General features: G+C 70.7%; 19 protein-coding genes. 8 read left to right on the top strand and 11 right to left on the bottom strand.

Annotated elements, in window-relative coordinates; genetic code table 11:
* The first annotated feature begins 55 nt into the window (after positions 1 to 55).
* The 3 genes from ACFVT5_RS27125 to ACFVT5_RS27115 are packed head-to-tail and all read left to right on the top strand — an operon-like array spanning position 56 to position 2,309.
* On the top strand, positions 56 to 730 hold the full coding sequence (locus ACFVT5_RS27125; RefSeq protein WP_389893257.1) for an urease accessory protein UreF: 675 nt from the start codon (positions 56 to 58) through the stop codon (positions 728 to 730).
* Positions 731 to 768: 38 nt separating this feature from the next.
* Positions 769 to 1,458, top strand: coding sequence for an urease accessory protein UreG (gene ureG, locus ACFVT5_RS27120; RefSeq protein WP_389893254.1), 690 nt, complete (start codon positions 769 to 771; stop codon positions 1,456 to 1,458).
* A complete protein-coding gene (locus ACFVT5_RS27115) occupies positions 1,455 to 2,309 on the top strand; it encodes an urease accessory protein UreD (protein ID WP_389893251.1) in 855 nt (284 codons plus the stop codon). Before ureG ends, ACFVT5_RS27115 begins: the two co-directional genes overlap by 4 nt.
* A gap of 51 nt (positions 2,310 to 2,360) precedes the next feature.
* On the opposite strand, the gene ACFVT5_RS27110 is transcribed toward ACFVT5_RS27115, so the two are convergent.
* Complete coding sequence (locus ACFVT5_RS27110) at positions 2,361 to 3,800, bottom strand: carboxylesterase/lipase family protein (RefSeq protein ID WP_389893248.1); 1,440 nt, start codon at positions 3,798 to 3,800, stop codon at positions 2,361 to 2,363.
* Between the two features lie 64 nt (positions 3,801 to 3,864).
* Positions 3,865 to 4,782: an MBL fold metallo-hydrolase gene (locus ACFVT5_RS27105; protein ID WP_389893245.1), complete on the bottom strand. Its 918-nt coding sequence runs from the start codon at positions 4,780 to 4,782 to the stop codon at positions 3,865 to 3,867.
* Positions 4,783 to 4,920: 138 nt separating this feature from the next.
* On the opposite strand from ACFVT5_RS27105, the gene ACFVT5_RS27100 reads away from it, so the two are divergent.
* On the top strand, positions 4,921 to 5,814 hold the full coding sequence (locus ACFVT5_RS27100; protein ID WP_389893242.1) for a helix-turn-helix domain-containing protein: 894 nt from the start codon (positions 4,921 to 4,923) through the stop codon (positions 5,812 to 5,814).
* A gap of 115 nt (positions 5,815 to 5,929) precedes the next feature.
* Here the strand turns inward: ACFVT5_RS27100 and ACFVT5_RS27095 are convergent, their stop codons facing one another.
* Positions 5,930 to 6,772: an alpha/beta fold hydrolase gene (locus ACFVT5_RS27095; RefSeq protein WP_389893240.1), complete on the bottom strand. Its 843-nt coding sequence runs from the start codon at positions 6,770 to 6,772 to the stop codon at positions 5,930 to 5,932.
* Between the two features lie 163 nt (positions 6,773 to 6,935).
* On the opposite strand from ACFVT5_RS27095, the gene ACFVT5_RS27090 reads away from it, so the two are divergent.
* The 3 genes from ACFVT5_RS27090 to ACFVT5_RS27080 all read left to right on the top strand — a co-directional run bounded on the left by ACFVT5_RS27090 (position 6,936) and on the right by ACFVT5_RS27080 (position 10,445).
* Positions 6,936 to 7,721 (top strand): helix-turn-helix domain-containing protein, encoded by a 786-nt coding sequence (locus tag ACFVT5_RS27090; protein ID WP_389893875.1) that lies wholly within the window; start codon positions 6,936 to 6,938, stop codon positions 7,719 to 7,721.
* A 52-nt stretch (positions 7,722 to 7,773) separates the two neighbouring features.
* Positions 7,774 to 8,940, top strand: a complete 1,167-nt coding sequence (locus ACFVT5_RS27085; RefSeq protein WP_389893237.1) for an NADAR family protein — start codon at positions 7,774 to 7,776, stop codon at positions 8,938 to 8,940.
* Between the two features lie 116 nt (positions 8,941 to 9,056).
* Positions 9,057 to 10,445, top strand: coding sequence for a serine hydrolase domain-containing protein (locus ACFVT5_RS27080; protein WP_389893234.1), 1,389 nt, complete (start codon positions 9,057 to 9,059; stop codon positions 10,443 to 10,445).
* Positions 10,446 to 10,635: 190 nt separating this feature from the next.
* Here ACFVT5_RS27080 and ACFVT5_RS27075 read toward each other — a convergent pair whose 3' ends face one another.
* Positions 10,636 to 11,088 carry a GNAT family N-acetyltransferase gene (locus tag ACFVT5_RS27075; protein ID WP_389893231.1) on the bottom strand — a complete coding sequence of 151 codons (453 nt, stop codon included), beginning with the start codon at positions 11,086 to 11,088 and terminating at the stop codon, positions 10,636 to 10,638.
* A gap of 48 nt (positions 11,089 to 11,136) precedes the next feature.
* Positions 11,137 to 11,595, bottom strand: a complete 459-nt coding sequence (locus ACFVT5_RS27070; protein ID WP_389893228.1) for a MarR family winged helix-turn-helix transcriptional regulator — start codon at positions 11,593 to 11,595, stop codon at positions 11,137 to 11,139.
* 143 nt (positions 11,596 to 11,738) lie between these two features.
* Between ACFVT5_RS27070 and ACFVT5_RS27065 the strand changes: the two genes are divergently transcribed.
* Positions 11,739 to 13,061, top strand: a complete 1,323-nt coding sequence (locus ACFVT5_RS27065) for an MFS transporter (RefSeq protein ID WP_389893225.1) — start codon at positions 11,739 to 11,741, stop codon at positions 13,059 to 13,061.
* A gap of 49 nt (positions 13,062 to 13,110) precedes the next feature.
* Here the strand turns inward: ACFVT5_RS27065 and ACFVT5_RS27060 are convergent, their stop codons facing one another.
* From ACFVT5_RS27060 to ACFVT5_RS27035, 6 genes are all read right to left on the bottom strand, one after another.
* A complete protein-coding gene (locus ACFVT5_RS27060) occupies positions 13,111 to 14,034 on the bottom strand; it encodes a GNAT family N-acetyltransferase (protein WP_389893222.1) in 924 nt (307 codons plus the stop codon).
* Between the two features lie 5 nt (positions 14,035 to 14,039).
* A complete protein-coding gene (locus ACFVT5_RS27055) occupies positions 14,040 to 14,576 on the bottom strand; it encodes a DUF2269 domain-containing protein (RefSeq protein ID WP_389893219.1) in 537 nt (178 codons plus the stop codon).
* 104 nt (positions 14,577 to 14,680) lie between these two features.
* Positions 14,681 to 15,163, bottom strand: coding sequence for an NUDIX domain-containing protein (locus ACFVT5_RS27050; RefSeq protein ID WP_389893217.1), 483 nt, complete (start codon positions 15,161 to 15,163; stop codon positions 14,681 to 14,683).
* A gap of 89 nt (positions 15,164 to 15,252) precedes the next feature.
* Positions 15,253 to 16,158, bottom strand: a complete 906-nt coding sequence (locus ACFVT5_RS27045; RefSeq protein ID WP_389893214.1) for a LysR family transcriptional regulator — start codon at positions 16,156 to 16,158, stop codon at positions 15,253 to 15,255.
* 215 nt (positions 16,159 to 16,373) lie between these two features.
* The gene (locus ACFVT5_RS27040; protein WP_389893211.1) at positions 16,374 to 17,582 is read right to left on the bottom strand and encodes a cystathionine gamma-lyase; all 1,209 of its coding nucleotides are present in this window, start codon (positions 17,580 to 17,582) and stop codon (positions 16,374 to 16,376) included.
* Complete coding sequence (locus ACFVT5_RS27035) at positions 17,579 to 18,070, bottom strand: low molecular weight protein-tyrosine-phosphatase (protein WP_389893873.1); 492 nt, start codon at positions 18,068 to 18,070, stop codon at positions 17,579 to 17,581. Before ACFVT5_RS27035 ends, ACFVT5_RS27040 begins: the two co-directional genes overlap by 4 nt.
* Positions 18,071 to 18,076: the final 6 nt, after the last annotated feature.

Here is an 18,076-nt window from a genome sequence, read left to right as displayed (position 1 = left end):
TGCCCGTCCGGGCCACCGCATCACTGTCTACCCTGCGAAAGGCAGCCGCTCGCCCATGAGCCGCGCAGCCCTGCTCCTCCTGGCCGACGGCCGCTTCCCCGCCGGAGGGCACGCCCACTCCGGCGGCGTCGAGGCCGCGGTCGCCCACGGAGCCGTACACGACACCGACAGCCTGGAGGCGTTCTGCCGCGGGCGTCTGCACACCACCGGTCTGACGATGGCCGGGCTGGCCGCGGCAGCCGCCGGCGGACATGACCCGCTGCTGCTCGACGCCGCCGCCGACGCCCGCACCCCCGTCCCCGCACTACGTGCCGTCGCCCGCAGGCTCGGCCGGCAGATGATGCGCGCGGCGCGTGCCACCTTTCCGTCGGCCGAACTCGAACACCTGGCCTCCGCGCGACCCCAGGGCGCACACCAGCCCATCGTTGTGGGCCTCGCCGCCCGCGCCGCCGGGCTCGCCCCGGTGGACGCCGCCTACGCCGCCGCGTACGAGAACATCGGTGGCCCGGCCACCGCAGCGGTGCGCCTGCTGAGCCTCGACCCGCTCGACGCCTCGGGGCTGCTGGCCCGCCTCGGCCCCGAAACCGACCACGTCGCGGCAGCCGCGGCCGACGCCGCGACCCGCGCCATGACCGAGGGCGTCGACGCCCTGCCGTCGGCCTCCTCACCCCTGCTGGACATCACCGCGGAGCAGCACGCCGCCTGGACCGTCCGGCTCTTCGCCTCCTGACCACCACCCGAACACCCGGATTTCCCAACGGAGTCGCCATGCACCTCGACCACTCTCCGCCTCACCAGCACATCCCCAGCGCCTCCGCGACCCGGCCCGACGGCAGCCGCCGCGCCCTCCGCGTCGGCCTGGGCGGCCCCGTCGGCTCCGGCAAGACCGCGACCGTCGCCGCGCTCTGCCGCACCCTGCGCGACCGCTGGTGCATCGCCGCTGTCACCAACGACATCTACACCCGGGAGGACGCCGAATACCTGCTGCGCGAAGCCGTCCTGCCGCCCGAGCGCATCACCGCCGTCGAGACCGGCGCCTGCCCGCACACCGCGATCCGCGACGACATCTCCGCCAACCTGGAAGCCGTCGAGCACCTGGAACAGACCCTCCACCCCCTCGACCTGGTGCTCGTCGAGTCCGGTGGTGACAACCTGACCGCCACCTTCTCCAAGGGCCTCGTCGACGTACAGATCTTCGTCATCGACGTGGCCAGCGGCGACGACATCCCCCGCAAGGGCGGCCCCGGCATCACCACCGCCGACCTCCTCATCGTCAACAAGACCGACCTCGCCCCGCACGTCGGCGCCGATCTGAACACCATGGCCATCGACGCGAAACGACAGCGCGGCGACCTTCCCGTCATCTTCACCAGCCTCACCTGCGACGACGGCATCCGCGAAGTCGCCGACTGGGTAACCGGCCACCTCGCCCAGTGGCGCGCCGGGGCAACTGCATGAGCCCCTCCTCCCCACCCGCCTCCGCCCAAGCCACGTCCGACCTCGACGCTCCCCCAGCCGGCGCCCAGAAGGCCGCCGGCCACCCCGACGGCGTACGTGCCACGGCCCGGATCCGCGCCGCGCACAACGGACGCGTCACCACCCTCCCGCAGTTGCGCAGCGACGGTCCCTTCCACCTGCGGCGCATGCGCACCGCCGGCAACGCCGCCACGGTGGGGATCATCGGCGCGATGAGCGCCCCGCTCGGCGGCGACCGGCTCACCCTCGACATCACCGCCGAGGACCGGGCCGAGCTGGAGGTCACCACGGCCGCCGCCACGCTCGCCCTGCGCGGCCCCACCACCGAAGCGGCCACCTACGACGTGCGGCTCACCGCCGGAGAACACGCCCAACTGCGCTGGCTGCCGCAGCCCCTGATCAGCGCCGCCGGCAGCAATCTCAGACAGACGTACACGGTCGAACTCGCCGCCACCTCACGGTTCGTACTGCGAGAAGTGCAACTCCTGGGCCGGGCCGACGAGGAACCAGGCCACCTCGTCAGCCGGATCCTGGTCCACCGCGCCGGGCGCCCACTACTCGACCAGCACACGGCTTATGGGGCGCCAGAACCCGGCTGGGACGGCCCGGCCGTCCTGAACAGGCACCGCGCCGTCGGCCAGCTCCTTGTCGTGGACCCGCGCCTCAACGTCCGACGAGACCCCGTACTCCTCGGCGAAGGCACCAAGGACGGGTGTGCCGTCCTCGCACCGCTGGCAGGCGGCCCGGCACTGCTCGCCACCGCCATCGCACCAACCACCTCGGCGCTGCGGGAACTACTCGACGAGGCACACGCACACGCCCTCACCCGCTAGTGCGGACGGGCCGACGCCCTCGGCAGGCAGACGGCCGTCCGGTGTGGACGTTCAGCCGCCGAGGATCTCCGCCGCGGGTCGCCGCGGGTCGTAGGGAGTCCAGCCCGGGTTCCCGGTGCCGGCGAACGTGACCCAGGCGCCGTGTATCTGGGACCCGAGTCCTGCTGGGGCGGGGTCGGGGCCGAGTAGGCGGGTGTCCCCGTGCAGCCAGGGTTTGTCGGCGATGTCGAACACGAAGGGCAGTTCGACGGTGTGGGCGGCACCGAGTCGCCCGTTCAGGGCCGTCGAGCGGTACCCGAACGAGTAGAGGTACGTACGGCCGCCCGAGATCCGCGCGTGGGCCTGCGCCAAGCGTGTCGTACCGGCCTCGAACAGGGCCTGCCCGAGTACGGCGGAGCGCAGCTCGCCCGGTGTGTCGTCCGGCCGGGCCGCGCGGTGCGCGGCGAGCGCGGCCTCCGGGTCCGTATGCGTCCGGGTGGCGACGGCGAGCACATCGGCTTCCGTGGTGGACTCCAGGTCGCCCCGCGGTACGAGATAGAGGTGCCCCTCTTCGGTGTTGGTACCGATGAGCAGGTCGACGTCGCCGGCCGGGCCGTCGGCGAGAGCGTCGGCGGGCTGGACCGGCAGGACCAGGCTGAACGGGCTGAGCCCGGCGAGCGGGTCCGTGGCGGTGCTGGTGCGGAGGTCGAGGCCGGCCAGTGCGGGCAGGATCGCCAGGAAGCGCTCGTCCGTGATCCGGGCGAACGCCTCGGCGGTCGGTTCGACGCCCAGCGCGGCGGCTGCCGTGGCGGTGACCCGTCGCGCCTGCTCCGGGGTGAACGCGCCGGTGCCGCTGCCGCTCTGGACGATCGCTCGCCGGAACAGGCCCTTGGCCTCCGGTGTCGCGAGCAGCGCGCCGACGAGCGTGGCGCCCGCGGACTGGCCGAAGACCGTGACGTTCTCGGGGTCGCCGCCGAAGGTCGCGACCGTGTCGTGCACCCAGCCGAGTGCGGCGAGCACGTCGAGCAGTCCGCGGTTGGCCGGAGCACCCGCCAGATCGAGGAACCCGGGGATGCCGAGGCGGTAGTTCACCGTCACAAGGACGACGTCGTCGCGGGCGAACGCGCTGCCGTCGTAGAGCGCGGCGCGGTTCGAGCCGGTGACGAACCCGCCGCCGTGCACGAAGACCATGACGGGGCGCCTGCCGCCGTCGGCGGCGGGCGTGTGGACATCGACGGTCAGGTATTCCTCGCCGGGCACCCAGCCCGGCCCGAAGTAAGGGGTCATGTCGAGTCGGCCGAAGTCGCGGGCCGGCTGGGGTGCCGTGGGCGAGGGCCGGATGCCGTCGCGGACACCGGACCAGCCCGGGTGCGGCGCGGGCGGGGCGAAACGGCCGGCGCCGGTCGGTGCCGCCGCGTAGGGGAGGGCGCGGTAGCGCTCGCCGGATCGGTCACGGACGCCGCGCACGGCGCCCGCCGGGGTTTCGACCACCGGATCTGCCTGTGGGGACACGGGACACACGGGACACACTTCCTCTCCGGAGGGGGACATCAGGCATCAGGTCTGGAGGGGGACATCAGGAGATGCGGGAGAAGCCCGCCCACTCCTTGATCGCGAACTTCGATCCGCTGCGCGCGACCTGCGCGGCGCCTTGGCCGCCGAAGTGCGCAGGGAAGACGAGCGCGTTGTTCTCGCTGGCGCGGCCGAGCAGCTTGTGCCGGGTGGCGCGGGACTCCGCCGGGTCCTCGCAGAAGCAGGAGTTGGTCTCCGGCTCCGCGATTTGCAGCGCGGTGTGCACCAGGTCCCCGACGAACAGGGCCTGATCGCCGCCAGATTCCAGGGTGAGCACGGACGAGCCGGGGGTGTGCCCAGGAGCGAGATCGAGACGCAGGTTCCTGTCGATCCGGTACGTCCCCTCCCACAGGCGCGTCAGTCCCGCCCGGTGGACCGGCGTGACGCTGTCCTCGAAGACGTTCTGGTTCCCGCGGCCGAGCACGGTCCTGTTCTCGTTGGCCGGGTCCCAGAACTCGAAGTCCCGGCTGCTCATCAGGTACGTGGCGTTCGGGAAGGTCGGCACCCAGGTCCGGCCGTCGAGGCGGGTGTTCCAGCCGACGTGATCGATGTGCAGGTGGGTGTTGACCACGATGTCGACGTCCTCGGGCCGCACTCCGGCGGCGGCGAGGTTGTCGAGGTAGTGCGTGTCCAGGCGGCTCCACACCGGCGCGTAGGGCCGGTCCTTGTGGTTGCCCACACCGGTGTCGACGAGGATCGTGCGCCCCTCGCTGCGCAGCAGCCAGGACTGGATCGCCGAATGACACTCGTCCGTCCCCGGGTTCCAGAAGTCGGGTGCCAGCCAGGCGCGGTGCTCGTCCCACGAGCCGTCGGGGCTGTCCGGGAAGAACTGGCTCGGGGGCATCCGGACCGAGCCGTAGAACTCTTTGATGCGGGTGACGGTGACGTCGCCGAGGGTGATCTGCCCCGGGTTCTGATCCATGCGGTCCGTCCTCGGGTCTGGGGTACGTGGCCGAATGAGACCGATCCTGGACACGCGGACGGGCACGGACCACTCCCGGTCTGTCCTCCCCCTCGCAGGGTGTGGCTGGGATCGGGCCGCGCACCGAATACTGGGGTGATGAACGGACCCGGCCCACTCGGCGCCTTCCTCCAAGCCCGACGGACCCGGCTGCGACCCGAGGACGTCGGCCTGCGCGACCTCGGGCCCCGCAGACGGGTGGCCGGGCTCCGGCGCGAGGAACTGGCCCAGCTGGCGGGCGTCAGCGTCTCGTACTACGCACGGCTGGAACAGGGCATGTCCCGCGGGGCCTCGGCCGAGGTGCTCGACGCGATCGCCCGCGCTCTCCTGCTCGACGACCACGAGCGCGAGCACCTCGACCGGCTCGCCGGCGCCGCCCGCCACGCGCCCCGGGTGCGCCGCCCGCGGCCCGAGAAGCTCGCCGACGAAACGCGCGACCTCCTCCGCGCCGTCGACGGCGTCCCGGCGGTCGTGCTCGGCCGCCGTACGGACGTGCTGGCCTGGAACACCCTCGGGCACGCGCTGCTCGCCGGTCACCTGGACTTCCTCGGCCCGGACGACCCGGCGCGACGCCCGAACATGAGCCGGATGCTGTTCCTGGACCCGCACTGTCAGGAGCTGTACGCGGACTGGAAGCGCAAGGTGCGTGCGGTGGTCGGCAACCTGCGCGGCGCCGTCGGCAGGCACCCGGAGGACCCGCTGCTCGCGGAGCTGATCGGCGAGCTGACGATGAAGAGCCCGGAGTTCGTCACCCTGTGGGGGGACCACCGGGTGGCGCCGTGCGATGCCGCGTCGTACGAACTGCGCCATCCCGTCGTCGGCACGGTGACGGTGACACAGCAGACGCTGTCGATCGCCCGTTCACCGGAACAGGTGCTCATCGTGTGCACAACCCCCGCCGGTTCCTCTTCCGAGGAGGCACTCGCGCTCCTCCGGCAGGCGAGCGGCAGCCGGGCGCCGCACGCGGATGACGTCCGGAGGATCCCCGGGTGAGGAAATCCCGGGTGAGGAAATGACACGGCGGTGAGAGCGGGTCGCGGCGAGAGCGCATCGTGCTGAGAGCGCATCGCTGTGAGAGCGGGTCGTGGTGAGAGCGGGTCGCGAGAACCTACATGTGGCTCTCGGCGAAGGGCAGGAGAAGTGCGGCGGTCCGCGCCGGTTCCTCCAGAATGGGTGTGTGTCCCGCGCCGGGCAGCAACTCGACCCTCGCGCCCGGAACGACGCGGTAGTCGGCCGCGGACGAAGGTCGCCATCTGCGGTCCTGGTCACCGAAGATCACTTGCAGCGGCTTACCGAGGGTCCTCAGCCGATCCGGGAGCGCTTGCCGGTTCAGATACGCGACGGACGCCTGCATCGCCGTGGTGACCGCGTGGTACGTCATACCCCGCAGTTCGTCGACGAGTTCTTGCGGGACCTCGTACCCCGCGCGGAACGCGGTGCTCGCGAACTGGCGGATCTGATCGTCGGTCGGTGGCCACCGCGCGGGATCGATCACGGCGGGCCCCGGTGCGGTGAAGGCATCCATGCCGGGGCCGGTGTTGATGAGTACGAGCGCGGTCACCAGGTCGGGCCGTTGCTCGGCGAGAGCGGTGGCGGCATACCCACCGCTTGAGTGGCCGACGACGACGGCGTGCCCGACACCGAGCCGGTCCAGTGCCGTGCCGACCCTGCGGCCCTGCTCGCGGATCGCGTAGTCGCCGTCGACCGGTTCGGCCGAGCGGCCGTGCCCCGGCAGGTCGATCCGGATGACGCGATGGAGCGTGGTCAGCAGCGGAACCAGCGCGTTCCACGAACGGCTTGTCGCGGCGGATCCATGGATGAGCAGGAGCACGGGGCCGTCGCGCGGGCCGTCCTGGCACAGGTAGATGTCGCCGTGCTCCAGGGAGAGGACCGAATCCTCGGTGGCGCCGGCGCCACCGTTCTGATGAGGGTGCCCGTCGGGAGGAGTCATGAGCCCACTGTCGCCCCCGGTGCGCACGGGCGGCTTGGACAAATGTTCCCTCTGGTGGCCCGCGTAAAATTTGGTGATGGAGTCCACCACGAGGCGATGTGACGATCCCGCTGTGTGGGAGGTCGCCCGTCCGCAGCGGCCCAGCCGGGTGGCCGGTGTGGACATGGCCGGATTCCGGGTCCCCGGCCCGCCCCTCAATGGCCTGCGGGTGGTACCGCACCCCGCGGTGATGCTGATCCTGGAGTTCGGGCCGAGCCAACCCACCCTGGAGGATGGCGCCGGGCGGCGACATCGGGGCAGCCTCGTCGCCGGGCCCGGATTCGGCTCCGGAGGCGGGGTCCGTGCGTGGGGCGAACAGGTCGAGTGCGTGCAGGTGCGTCTGTCCCCCGTGGTCGCGGGCGCGGTTCTGGGTGACAGTCCGGCCGATCTGGCCGGCTCCCTGGTGTCCCTCGATGACCTGTGGGGCAGGGAGGCATCACGGATCCGTGAGCGCCTGAGCGACATCCCCTCGTGGGAGAAGCGCTTCGCGTTCATGGACGCGTTGCTCGCCCGCCGACTTGAGGCGCGGTCACCGGTGGACCCGGCGGTGGCCTGGGCCTGGAACCGGATCGTCGTCAGCAGGGGCGTCGTCCGGGTCGACCACCTGGCGGCCGAACTCGGATGGAGCCGCAAGCGCCTGTGGTCGCGGTTCCACTCGCACCTCGGCATTCCGCCCAAATACGCGGCGAAGCTGGTCCGCTTCGACCATGCCGTGCACCGTCTGGTCGCGGGTGAGGGGGTGGCCCGAGTCGCGGCGGACGGGGGCTACTGCGACCAGTCCCATCTGCATCGGGACGTCGTGGAGTTCACCGGCACCACCCCGGCGACCGTGCTAAGCGAGCCCTTTCTGACGGTGGACGACCGCGCGTGGCCGACCGTGGGACACCCACCCGAGCCCAACTTTTCCTGACGTCGGTTCACCGGCCCGGCAGTTGGCCGCTCTCGGGCGGTAGCGTGCGCGCATGACGTGGCGGGGACCGACGTATCGGACGGTGGGCGGGGAGAGGATCGAGGGGGTCTGGTGCCACGTCTGGCAGTTGAATCAGTCGTCCGGCCGGTACTTTCTCGACGATCTGATCGTGTTCGCGGACGGGGCGATCAGATGCGAAGAGTGGACCGATCTGCGCGGTCTGGAGACGATGCTGGCAGCGGGTCGGATCGCGGCCACGGATCCCGCGGCCGTACAGCGTCCTGACGAGCCGTCGAAGTGGGCCTCCCGGCTCGGCGAACCACTGACCCCTGAGGGGTTTCTCCTCGAAGTCGCCGACAAGGTCGAGGAACTCAACGGACGACCTATGGCCGGGCAGCGTTGCTGGGATGCGATCCGACGATTTCAGCAGGACCGGAGTGAGTCCCGTCGCATCTCGCTACGAGACGCCTACCTGGCGGTTCCCCCTCACCTCCGTATCTACGTCCTCGGCGACATGGACCGTCAGGACCGGCCCCTGCGGATTCTGCTGACCGACGTGGGCACCGCCGTCGACGGGGACGGTCCGGTGGTGACAGCGGACATGCACAGGGAGGCCCTGGACTACTTCGACCGGGGTGACCAGGGAGTCGCACGCGAGCAGGAGCGTCGCGCCGTCCAGTACGCGGACGATCCGGTCGAGGCCGGTCAGGCCGCCTTCATGTTGCATGAGACCGTCCATCCACGGGGCTGGCCGGAAGTACTCGGACGGTTCGTGCTGCGCAACGAGTTCCCGGCGCCGGTGGACTTCGCCGGGGAAACCTACCCCTCCGTACTCCATGGTTACTGGGCCCTGTCAGTCGCCGACGCCTCCGAGCACGATCGGATCCGCGACGCCCCGAGCGGAAAGGAAGCGCACGACAGAGGAGGTCGCGCAAAGCGCAGAGCCGATTGGCCCGGCATGCGGCTCGCGGTCATGGAGGGCCTGCTGGAGGCGAAATTCACCCAGCACCCCGACCTCGCCGAGATCCTCCTCGCCACCGGGGACAGCGTGATCAGCTACACCGGCCTCTCGGACTCCCCCTTCTGGCGGGACGCTCACGACCACCGAGGGCGCAACTGGATGGGCCGCCTGCTTGAGCTGACCCGCTCCAAACTCGTCACCCGACAAAGGCTCGTCGGCCGGCAAACGCTCGCCGCCGAACAAGCACCGCCTAGCTGATACCGCCCACACCGCGCAGGTGCACGGCACGTCCACCGCGCGTCGAGCGGCGCGTCGAGCGGCGGGTCGTGGGAAATGCGCTCGACGTTTCGCGGCGCAGTGGATGGACTGGGGGGATGACGTCATCTTCTGAAGGTTTGTTGGCCCCCACGCGGCGGGCTCTGCTGCGGCGGATCGCCGTGGCGCAGGCGGAGGGCCGGGCGCCCTCGCTGGTCGCCTGTGTCGTACGGGACGGGGAGGTCGTCTGGAGCGGCGCCCGGTCCTGCGTGGCCGGACACGCTCCCGACGACAATGTGCAGTACCGCATCGGCTCCATCACCAAGACCTTCACCGCCGTGCTGGTGATGCGGCTGCGCGACGAGGGCCTGCTCGACCTCGGGGATCCACTGGAGAAGCACCTGAAGGCAACCGGAGTCGGCGAGGTGACCATCGCCGAACTCCTCACCCACAGCGCCGGACTGGCCGCCGAGTCACCCGCGCCCTGGTGGGAGCGGACCCCGGGCTCACTGCGGCCCGACCTCGCGGATGTCCTCGGTGACCAGCCGTTCAAGCATCCGACCGGCCGAAGGCACCACTACTCCAACCCGGGCTTCACGCTTCTCGGCGCCCTTGTGGAGGAGCTGCGTGGAGCCCCCTGGGAGGACGTGCTGCGCCAGGAGGTCCTGGAGCCGCTCGGGCTGCACCGGACCAGCGGACAGCCGCAGGCGCCCCACGCGGGCGGCTGGGCGGTGCATCCCTGGGCCGATGCCCTGCTGCCGGAACCCGTCGAGGACCTGGGACGGATGGCGCCGGCCGGGCAACTGTGGTCGACCACCGCCGACTTGGCCCGTTTCGCGGTCTTCCTGGCCCGTGGCGACGACCGGGTGCTCAGCGCCGCGTCGGTCCTGGAGATGCGGACCCCCGCGTCCCCGTCCGAACTCGCGGACGTCGCCACCGGAGGGGCGTACGGGCTCGGGATGCAGCTCCAACTCATGGGCGGGCGGATGATCGTGGGGCACTCGGGGTCGCTGCCCGGGTTCCTCGCGGGGCTCGCCATCAGCGTGGAGGACGGCCTCGCCGCCGTCACGCTCGCCAACTGCACCTCCGGCCTGCCGATCTGGGGCCTCGCCGCTGATCTCGTACGGATCGTGGCGGAGGCCGAGCCGACGATTCCGGAGCCGTGGCGCCCTTTGCCCGAGGTCGACCAGGCCGTACTGGAGCTGACCGGACCCTGGTACTGGGGGACGGGGGCGGTCGCGCTGCGGTTGACCGCGGACGGCGGTGCCACGCTGGGGCCACTGTCGGGACAGGGACGCGCTTCCCGTTTCCGGGTGCGGGACGACGGCTCCTGGCTCGGCCTTGAGGGCTATTACGCGGGGGAGACCCTGCGGGCCGTGCGGCGACCGGACGGTTCGGTGAGCCATCTCGACCTGGGGTCGTTCGTGTTCACCCGGCAGCCGTACGACCCGGAGGCGGAGGTGCCGGGCGGAGTCGACCCGGAGGGCTGGCGGGGACTGCCGCAGTAGCCCACCAGGCACCAGCCGGCAACCACCGAGCACCGACCGAGTACCCACCGACGGCAACCTCCCGCACGCGGCGAAGCGTCTTGTTTCACGTGAAACAGGACGCTTTGTTTCACGTGAAACATGGCGCTTTCGCGTTCCCGCCCCTCGGAACGGTTCATGCCCGCCCCTCGGAACGGCTCGTCCGGTGGCCTCAGAGCGGCAGCTTGAACCCCACATGCGACGCCTCGAAGCCGAGCCGCTCGTAGAACCGGTGCGCGTCGATCCGTCTGGCGTCGGATGTGAGTTGTACCAACTGGCAGCCCTCACGCCGGGATACGTCGATCGCCCACTCGATGAGCTGGGTGCCGAGTCCACTGCCACGCTCGTCGGCGTGGATACGGACCGCCTCGATGATCGAGCGGGAGGCGCCCTTGCGGGACAACCCCGGAATGACGGTGAGTTGCAGGGTGCCGATGACGCGCTCGTCCCGCACGGCAACGACCAGATGCTGGTGAGGATCGGCGGCCAGCCGCTCGTACGCGGCGCTGTACGGCGTGAGGTCGTCGGGTGATTCCCGCTGGGCGCCCAGCGGGTCGTCGGCCAGCATGGCCACGATCGCCGGGATGTCCTCGGCGACGGCCGGCCGGATGGCGAGATCTGTCATGAGGGCAGCCTACGAGGGCGCGTGACGACGACACGCTACGACCGCACGCTACAGCGGCACTCGTACCGCCTCGACGGCCCTGACCAGGGGTGCCAGCTCCGGATCGCGGGCGCTCTCGTCCAGCGCCTCGCGCAGGGCGCGGTCATGGGTGGGGCGCGCCTCTTCGAGGAGCTTCAGACCGGCGTCGCCGACATTGGTATAGATCCCCCGGCGGTCCGTCGGGCACAGATAGCGCGTGAGCAGGCTCCGGTCCTCCAGCCGTGTCACCAGTCGGGTGGTGGCGCTCTGGCTGAGTACGACGGCGTCGGCGACCTGCTTCATCTGGAGATGACCGCCGGGGCCGTCGTGCTGCCGGCTGAGGGTGTTGAGCAGCGAATACTCCCGCACGCTCAGACCGTGCCCGGACTGAAGGGCCCGCTCGATATGCGTCTCGATCCTGCCGTGGAGCGAGGAGAGGGCGCACCAGCCCTGGGCGAGGGCGGTGAGTGCGGGGTCCGTGGCTGTCATGGCGGTGGGTCCTCCGTCCCGGAGCGGCTTCCCCCAGGGTAGGGCACAAACGCAATAGCCCGCGCTTGCAAGTATCGCGCGTCTGCAATTATTGTGTTCGCAAGTTAACCGCTCTTGCAATCGTCTGGGAAGGTCTCCTCCTCATGCCTCTCGCCCTCCTGGCCCTCGCGATCGGGGCCTTCGGCATCGGCACCACGGAGTTCGTGATCATGGGTTTGCTGCCCGAGGTCGCCGGTGACTTCGGTGTGTCGATCCCGACCGCGGGCTTTCTCGTGACCGGCTATGCCCTGGGTGTCATGATCGGGGCGCCGATCATGACCGTCCTCGGCACCAAGGTGTCCCGTAAGCGGATGTTGATGCTGCTGATGGGGCTGTTCATCGTCGGCAATCTGCTGTCCGCCGTCGCACCCGTCTTCGGCGTGATGCTCATCGGCCGGATCGTCGCCTCACTGGCACACGGCGCCTTCTTCGGCATCGGCTCGGTCGTCGCGGCCGAACTGGTCGCCCCGCACAAGAAGGCCGGGGCCATCGCGATGATGTTCACCGGTCTGACCGTCGCCAATGTCGTCGGCGTACCGCTCGGCACGCTCCTCGGGCAGACCGCCGGCTGGCGGATCACCTTCGTCGCCGTGGCCGTGCTCGGGGTGATCGGGCTCGCCGGTGTCGCCAAGCTGGTGCCGGAGATGCCCAGGGCCGAGGGGGTGCGGCTGCGTCATGAACTGGCCGCGTTCCGCAATACGCAGGTGCTGCTCGCCATGGCGATGACGGTCCTCGGCTTCGGCGGTGTCTTCGCCGCCATCACCTACATCGCGCCGATGATGACGCAGGTCACCGGCTTCGCCGACGGCTCCGTCACCTGGCTGCTCGTGCTGTTCGGCCTCGGCATGGTCGGCGGGAACCTGGTCGGTGGGAGGTTCGCCGACCGCGCCCTGATGCCGATGCTGTACGTGGCCCTCGGAGCCCTCGCGGTCGTGCTCGCCCTGTTCACCGTGACCGCCCACAACAAGATCGCGGCTGCCGTGACCATCACACTGATCGGTGCCCTGGGCTTCGCGACCGTACCGCCGTTGCAGAAGCGGGTGCTCGACCATGCCCAGGGTGCGCCGACGCTCGCCTCGGCCGTGAACATCGGTGCCTTCAACCTCGGCAACGCCCTGTCGGCCTGGCTCGGCGGAGTCGTGATCGCCGCCGGGTTCGGCTACACCGCGCCGAACTGGGTGGGAGCGGCGCTCGCCGCGACGGCGCTGATGCTGGCCGTGGTGTCGGCGACCCTGGAACGCCGTGCCGTACGCGTCGGGCGGGTCGTCACCGGTTCCCAGGCTGTCACAAGTGCCCAGACCGTCAGGGGTGCCCAACACATCGGGAGTGCCCAGGACGTCGGTAGTGCCCAGGACGCTGGAGGGGCGACGGGTGGAGGGACGGCCGCCACCGACCAGGCCGAGCGGGCGACGGCCGACCGACACTGATCCCGCCCGTCCAACCGGTACGCGGCCCTCTCTGGATGCGCGGCGGTCCTCAGCCCGCCGCGACCGTCAGTGGAGCGAATCGCCGGACCCAGTCTCCGGGCAGGTCCGGGGCGCTGTGCACCATCACCGTGTTGAAGGCGACCGGCTCAAGACCGCGCTCCTTCAGCCAGGTCAGCAGCTCCTCATGGCGTACGTCGATGTCGGTACGCAGCGGTCGCACCGCCCGCGCGGCGAGTGAGGTGATGAGTGCCTTGGCCGTCTCCGTGTCCCGGGCGATCAACGGCCCGACGACTTCGTGGTGCGTGTTGGGCCAGGCGGCGGCGTAGCCGACGATCTCACCGTTCGCCTCGGCGACCTGGAGCTGATCCGCGAAGGCCGGCAGACGCGTGATCATATGGGTGCGGTCGAGGCCGAACACCTCGTCGTCCAGGCGGAGGATCGCGGGCAGATCCTCGGCGGTGGCGGAGCGCGTGGCCACCGACGCCCCGGTCCCCTTGGCTCCCCTGGCTTGCTTGGTTCCCGCCGTGTCCGCGGCGGCGTCGACACCCTCGGCAGTGAAGGCGCCGACCATCATCTCGGCGCTGCCCACGGCCTTGAAGCCCAACTCCTCGTACAGCGGGCGGCCGTTCGGTGTCGCGTGCAGGGTGAGCGGCGTCGTGCCCGCCTCCGCGAGCAGGTGGCGCATCATCCGGCGCCCGACGCCCTGGCGCTCGTACCGCTGGGCGACCAGCACCATGCCGATCGCCAGCAGGTCAGGGCTGTCCTGTCGGCCGTAGGCGGTCACGACGGCTGCGCCCATCAGTCCTTGGCCGTCGGGGGCATCGATGCCGTATCCCGTACCGGCGGCGAGGAGCAGGCCCCATTTGTGGTCCTCGGGGGACCAGCCGCGATCCTGGGAGAGATCGGCACAGGCGGTCACATCCCGAGGGGTCAGTCGGCGGATGGGCAGTGCGGAGAGAGAAGGTGTCGACACCCTGGTCAGGCTGTCTGACGCAGACCCTCGGCGTCCAGCGGTTTGCGCCCACTCGACCGTACCTTTCGGCCACGCCGAGTGAGACCCCACGGTTTGAGGACGGAGAGGGCCGTCATGAAGGCGTAGGCGCTGAGCGAGACCAAAGGCGGTACGACGAGACCGGCCGCACCCTCGACCGGTACGCCGGCGACGGCTTGCGCGGCTGCGTTGTCGACGCTCGGCCGCAGCGCGAAGACCGACGCGGCGGTGGTGACGAGGGTGAGCCAGAACTTGGTGTAGACCCAGCGGTGCTGGGCCAGGCCCCAGGGGGTACCGAGTGAGAGCAGCAGTCCGGTGCCCAGCGTGATCAGTGCCACCGGAAGGATCAGCCAGTCGGTGAACACCTTCATGGAGCGGTACGAGGCTTCCATGGCCTCCGTCGATCCGCTGGTCGCCGCAGTGACGGCGAGTGCGAGCAGCCCCAGGCTGAGGCCGAGCCAGCTGACCGAGAAGGCGATATGCAGGACGAGGGTGGCCCTACGGGCCGGGCGGCGTAGTTTCACGTGAAACAGCGTGCCGTGCGCGGCCCGGCAGGGCGTCTGACAGCGGGAGTAACCCCGCGTACTAGCGTCGGCGTACGGGGGCAGTGCTTCGACGGCTCGGTGGGTCAGCCCAGATCGGGCGCGTGCATCGCCCGTACACCCTCGATGTTGCCGTCGAGATAGTGGCGCAGGGACAGCGGCACCAGATGCACTGAGGCGATACCGACCCGGGTGAACGGCACCCGTACGATCTCGTACTCGCCACAGGGCTCGTCCACCTCGGGACCGTGCCGTTGGGTCTCGTCCAGGGACTCCAGTCGGCAGACGAAGAAGTGCTGGACCTTCACTCCGGTCGACGCACTGTCCTCACCGATGTGCTCGACGGTGTCGACAAAGCAGGGCACCACATCGGTGATCTTGGCGCCGAGTTCCTCGTGTACCTCGCGGTGCAGGGCGTCGACGACCGTGGAATCCTCCGGTTCCACTCCGCCGCCGGGGGTGAGCCAGTAGGGATCGACGCCGGGCTTGGTCCGCTTGATCAGGACCAGGTCGTCTCCGTCGAGCAGGATGGCGCGTGCGGTGCGTTTGACCACGGGTCGAACGGTCATGGGAGAAATGTGGCCCGGCTGGTTCCACGTGAAACATTCCGCACGTCCGGCGGCCCTTGGCGGCCCTCGGTGGCCTTCGGCGGCCTTCCTCAGTCCCAGGCGCCCCCGGCCCGCAGCAGCCACTCGTGTGCCCGCGCGACGTGCGGCATCGCCAGGGTCCCCGTACGGACCACGAGGAAGTACGTCCGCAGAGGCGGGACCGCCGGGTCGAGCAGGGAGACGATGTCGCCGCGCTCCAGGGCGGACGTACACAGATAGCGCGGCAGTACGGCGAGCCCGGCGCCCGCTGCGGTGCAGGAGAGGACCGCGCGGAGATCGGGGACGACGACTGTGCCAGAGGCGGCGGGGACGGAGTCGAAGACGGCTGCCCAGTAGCGCGTCACGAACGGCAGTGACTCATGCACCTCGACCACCGGCAGGTTCTCCAGCACGGGTGCGCCTTTGCGGCGCAGCTTGCCCGGACCGATGTGGGTCGCCCAGCGGGGTGCGGCGACCAGGACGTGCTCCTCGTCGCAGAGCGGAGTGGCGGTGAGCAGGGCGCCGCGTGGACGGGCCGTGGAAAGGGCCAGATCGTGATGTCCGGCGGCCAGCCCCTCCAAGGTCTCCTCGGCGGTGCCGAACGAGGCGCGCAGCGCGAAGCCCTGGCCGTCGTGGCCGGTCAGCGCGGTGAGGGCGGGTAGGGCGCGCTCGGCGGTGAACTCGGGGGGACCGGCGAGGTGCAGCGTGCGCAGCGAGGAGTCCTCGTCCAGGCCGGTCTCGGCGATCTCCACAAGGGCGTCGAGATGGGGCGCGGCCTTGTGGGCGAGTTCGTCACCGATGGTTGTGGGGGTGACCCCACGGGCCTGACGCAGGAAGAGGGGGCGGCCCAACTGGCGTTCCAGGGTGCGGATCTGGGACGTCACCGCAGGCTGCGAGAGGCCGAGCAGTGCGGCGGCCCGCGTGAAGGAGCCGGCTCGGTGCACGGTGACGAAGGTGCGCAGCAGGGCCAGATCCATTGCGCTCCCCTCCTCCTGTCCTTGCCCCCGTCCCCCACCCTCCCCCTGCCGTGCCAAGTATAAATATGTCGATAGGTCTCTGTCGCTGGAGTGATTGGACACTGACAGAGAGTCAACTAGCCTTGTTCGCGCGGTTCTTCACAAAAGGAACCGGGACGGCCCGAGCCACGAGGGGGGAGGTTCGGGCCGTCCGTCTGTCGTCCGCGCGTTGTCGTTCAGTGTGCTGTCGTGGTCAAGGCGTGCAGGACGTCCGGGATCAGGTCCTGGGGGTCCTCGGCGCCCGCTGAGAAGCGGATGAAGCCTTCCGGGACGTTGTCTCCGCCCCAGCGGCGGCGGCGTTCGGCCGTGGACCGTACGCCGCCGAAGCTCGTCGCGTCGTCCACGAGGGTCAGCGCTTCCAGGAAGCGTTCCGCGCGGGCGCGGGTGGGTAGCGTGAACGACACCACGCATCCGAACCGCCGCATCTGGCGCGACGCGATCGGGTACGAGGGGTCGTCGGGCAGCCCGGGGTAGCGCAGGTCCGTCACCTCGGGTCGGTCGCGCAGCGCCTCGGCGAGTGCGAGGGCGTTGGCGTTCTGCCGGTCGGCGCGCAGGTGCAGGGTGGCCAGGGAGCGGTGGGCGAGCCATGCCTCCATCGGTCCCGGAATCGCCCCGACGATCTTGCGCCAACGGCGCACGGCCGCGGCTCGTTCGGCGTCGCGGCAGGTGACGTAGCCGAGGAGGATGTCGCCGTGTCCGGTGAGCTGCTTGGTGCCGCTGGCCACCGAGAAGTCGGCGCCGAAGTCCAGGGGGCGCTGGCCGAGCGGGGTCGCGAGGGTGTTGTCGACGGCGACCAGGGTGCCCTGCGCGTGCGCCGCGTCGATGAGCCGGCGCAGGTCGCAGACGTCGAGGCCGGGGTTCGACGGGGTCTCGATCCACAGCAGCCGGGCGCCGTCGAGTACGGCGAGCTGACCGTCGCCGCCGGTGGGCGCGGTGCGCACCTCGATGCCGTACGCCTGGAGCTGTTCGCGGACCAGGGGGAGGACCTGGTAACCGTCGTCCGGGAGGACCACGGTGTCGCCCGCGCGCAGGTGCGAGAAGAGCACGGCGGAGATGGCGGCCATGCCGGACGCGAACACCAGCGTTTCGACGCCGTGGCCTGCGCCCCCCTGGTCGTTCGGGGACTCCAGTTCGCTGATGGCGCGTTCCAGATGGGTCCAGGTCGGGTTCTCGTCGCGCCCGTACTTGTAGGGCCCCGTGACATCGCCCGAGAGGTGGAAGTGGGCCGCGAACACAGGCCCCGGGAGGGTCGGTTCATGGTTCACCGGCTCGGGCAGTCCGGCCCGCACCGCCCGCGTACCGTCACCCGGCCCGCCCGCCGCCGAAGCCGCCCGCGCAGCCCCCGATCCCGCACCCGCCCCTGACCCCGCTGAAACGTCCGTCATACCGCCTGTCCCTCCACTGCCTCGCGTACGGCGTCGAGCAGGCCCTCACTTGCCGCTTCGACCATCTCCAGGCACTCCTCGAACCCGTCGAGACCACCGTAATAAGGGTCGGGTACGTCCAGGTCGGAGCCCGCGGCGGGGTCGTACGAGCGGAGCAACCGGACCTTCGCGGCGGCGGCCGGGGTGGGTGCCAGTCGGCGCAGGGCGCGTAGGTGCCCGGTGTCCAGCGCGATCACGAGGTCGAGCCGGTGGAACCACGAGGCCCGGAACCGCTGGGCCTCGTGGTCGCCCCGGTAGCCGGCGGCCACCAGGACGGACACCGTGCGCGGGTCCGCGCCGTCCCCCTCGTGCCAGCCGTCCGTGCCCGCGCTGTCGACCTCGACCCGACCGCCGAGTCCGGCCGTCTCGACCCGTGCGCGGAACACCGACTCGGCCATGGGTGAGCGGCAGATGTTGCCGGTGCAGACGAAACAGACGCGATAGGGCACGGGACT

This window comes from Streptomyces sp. NPDC058001 (genome assembly GCF_042886315.1).
Lineage (GTDB): Bacteria > Actinomycetota > Actinomycetes > Streptomycetales > Streptomycetaceae > Streptomyces.
This window is presented reverse-complemented; position numbering and strand designations above follow the sequence as displayed.

Excerpts from the sequence above, each read along its gene's own strand:
- ACFVT5_RS27125 (WP_389893257.1), top strand. The coding sequence starts at position 56 with ATGAGCCGCGCAGCCCTGCTCCTCCTGGCCGACGGCCGCTTCCCCGCC.
- ureG (WP_389893254.1), top strand. The coding sequence starts at position 769 with ATGCACCTCGACCACTCTCCGCCTCACCAGCACATCCCCAGCGCCTCC.
- ACFVT5_RS27115 (WP_389893251.1), top strand. The coding sequence starts at position 1,455 with ATGAGCCCCTCCTCCCCACCCGCCTCCGCCCAAGCCACGTCCGACCTC.
- ACFVT5_RS27105 (WP_389893245.1), bottom strand. The coding sequence starts at position 4,782 with ATGGATCAGAACCCGGGGCAGATCACCCTCGGCGACGTCACCGTCACC.
- ACFVT5_RS27100 (WP_389893242.1), top strand. The coding sequence starts at position 4,921 with ATGAACGGACCCGGCCCACTCGGCGCCTTCCTCCAAGCCCGACGGACC.
- ACFVT5_RS27095 (WP_389893240.1), bottom strand. The coding sequence starts at position 6,772 with ATGACTCCTCCCGACGGGCACCCTCATCAGAACGGTGGCGCCGGCGCC.
- ACFVT5_RS27090 (WP_389893875.1), top strand. The coding sequence starts at position 6,936 with ATGGCCGGATTCCGGGTCCCCGGCCCGCCCCTCAATGGCCTGCGGGTG.
- ACFVT5_RS27085 (WP_389893237.1), top strand. The coding sequence starts at position 7,774 with ATGACGTGGCGGGGACCGACGTATCGGACGGTGGGCGGGGAGAGGATC.
- ACFVT5_RS27080 (WP_389893234.1), top strand. The coding sequence starts at position 9,057 with ATGACGTCATCTTCTGAAGGTTTGTTGGCCCCCACGCGGCGGGCTCTG.
- ACFVT5_RS27075 (WP_389893231.1), bottom strand. The coding sequence starts at position 11,088 with ATGACAGATCTCGCCATCCGGCCGGCCGTCGCCGAGGACATCCCGGCG.
- ACFVT5_RS27070 (WP_389893228.1), bottom strand. The coding sequence starts at position 11,595 with ATGACAGCCACGGACCCCGCACTCACCGCCCTCGCCCAGGGCTGGTGC.
- ACFVT5_RS27065 (WP_389893225.1), top strand. The coding sequence starts at position 11,739 with ATGCCTCTCGCCCTCCTGGCCCTCGCGATCGGGGCCTTCGGCATCGGC.
- ACFVT5_RS27050 (WP_389893217.1), bottom strand. The coding sequence starts at position 15,163 with ATGACCGTTCGACCCGTGGTCAAACGCACCGCACGCGCCATCCTGCTC.
- ACFVT5_RS27045 (WP_389893214.1), bottom strand. The coding sequence starts at position 16,158 with ATGGATCTGGCCCTGCTGCGCACCTTCGTCACCGTGCACCGAGCCGGC.
- ACFVT5_RS27040 (WP_389893211.1), bottom strand. The coding sequence starts at position 17,582 with ATGACGGACGTTTCAGCGGGGTCAGGGGCGGGTGCGGGATCGGGGGCT.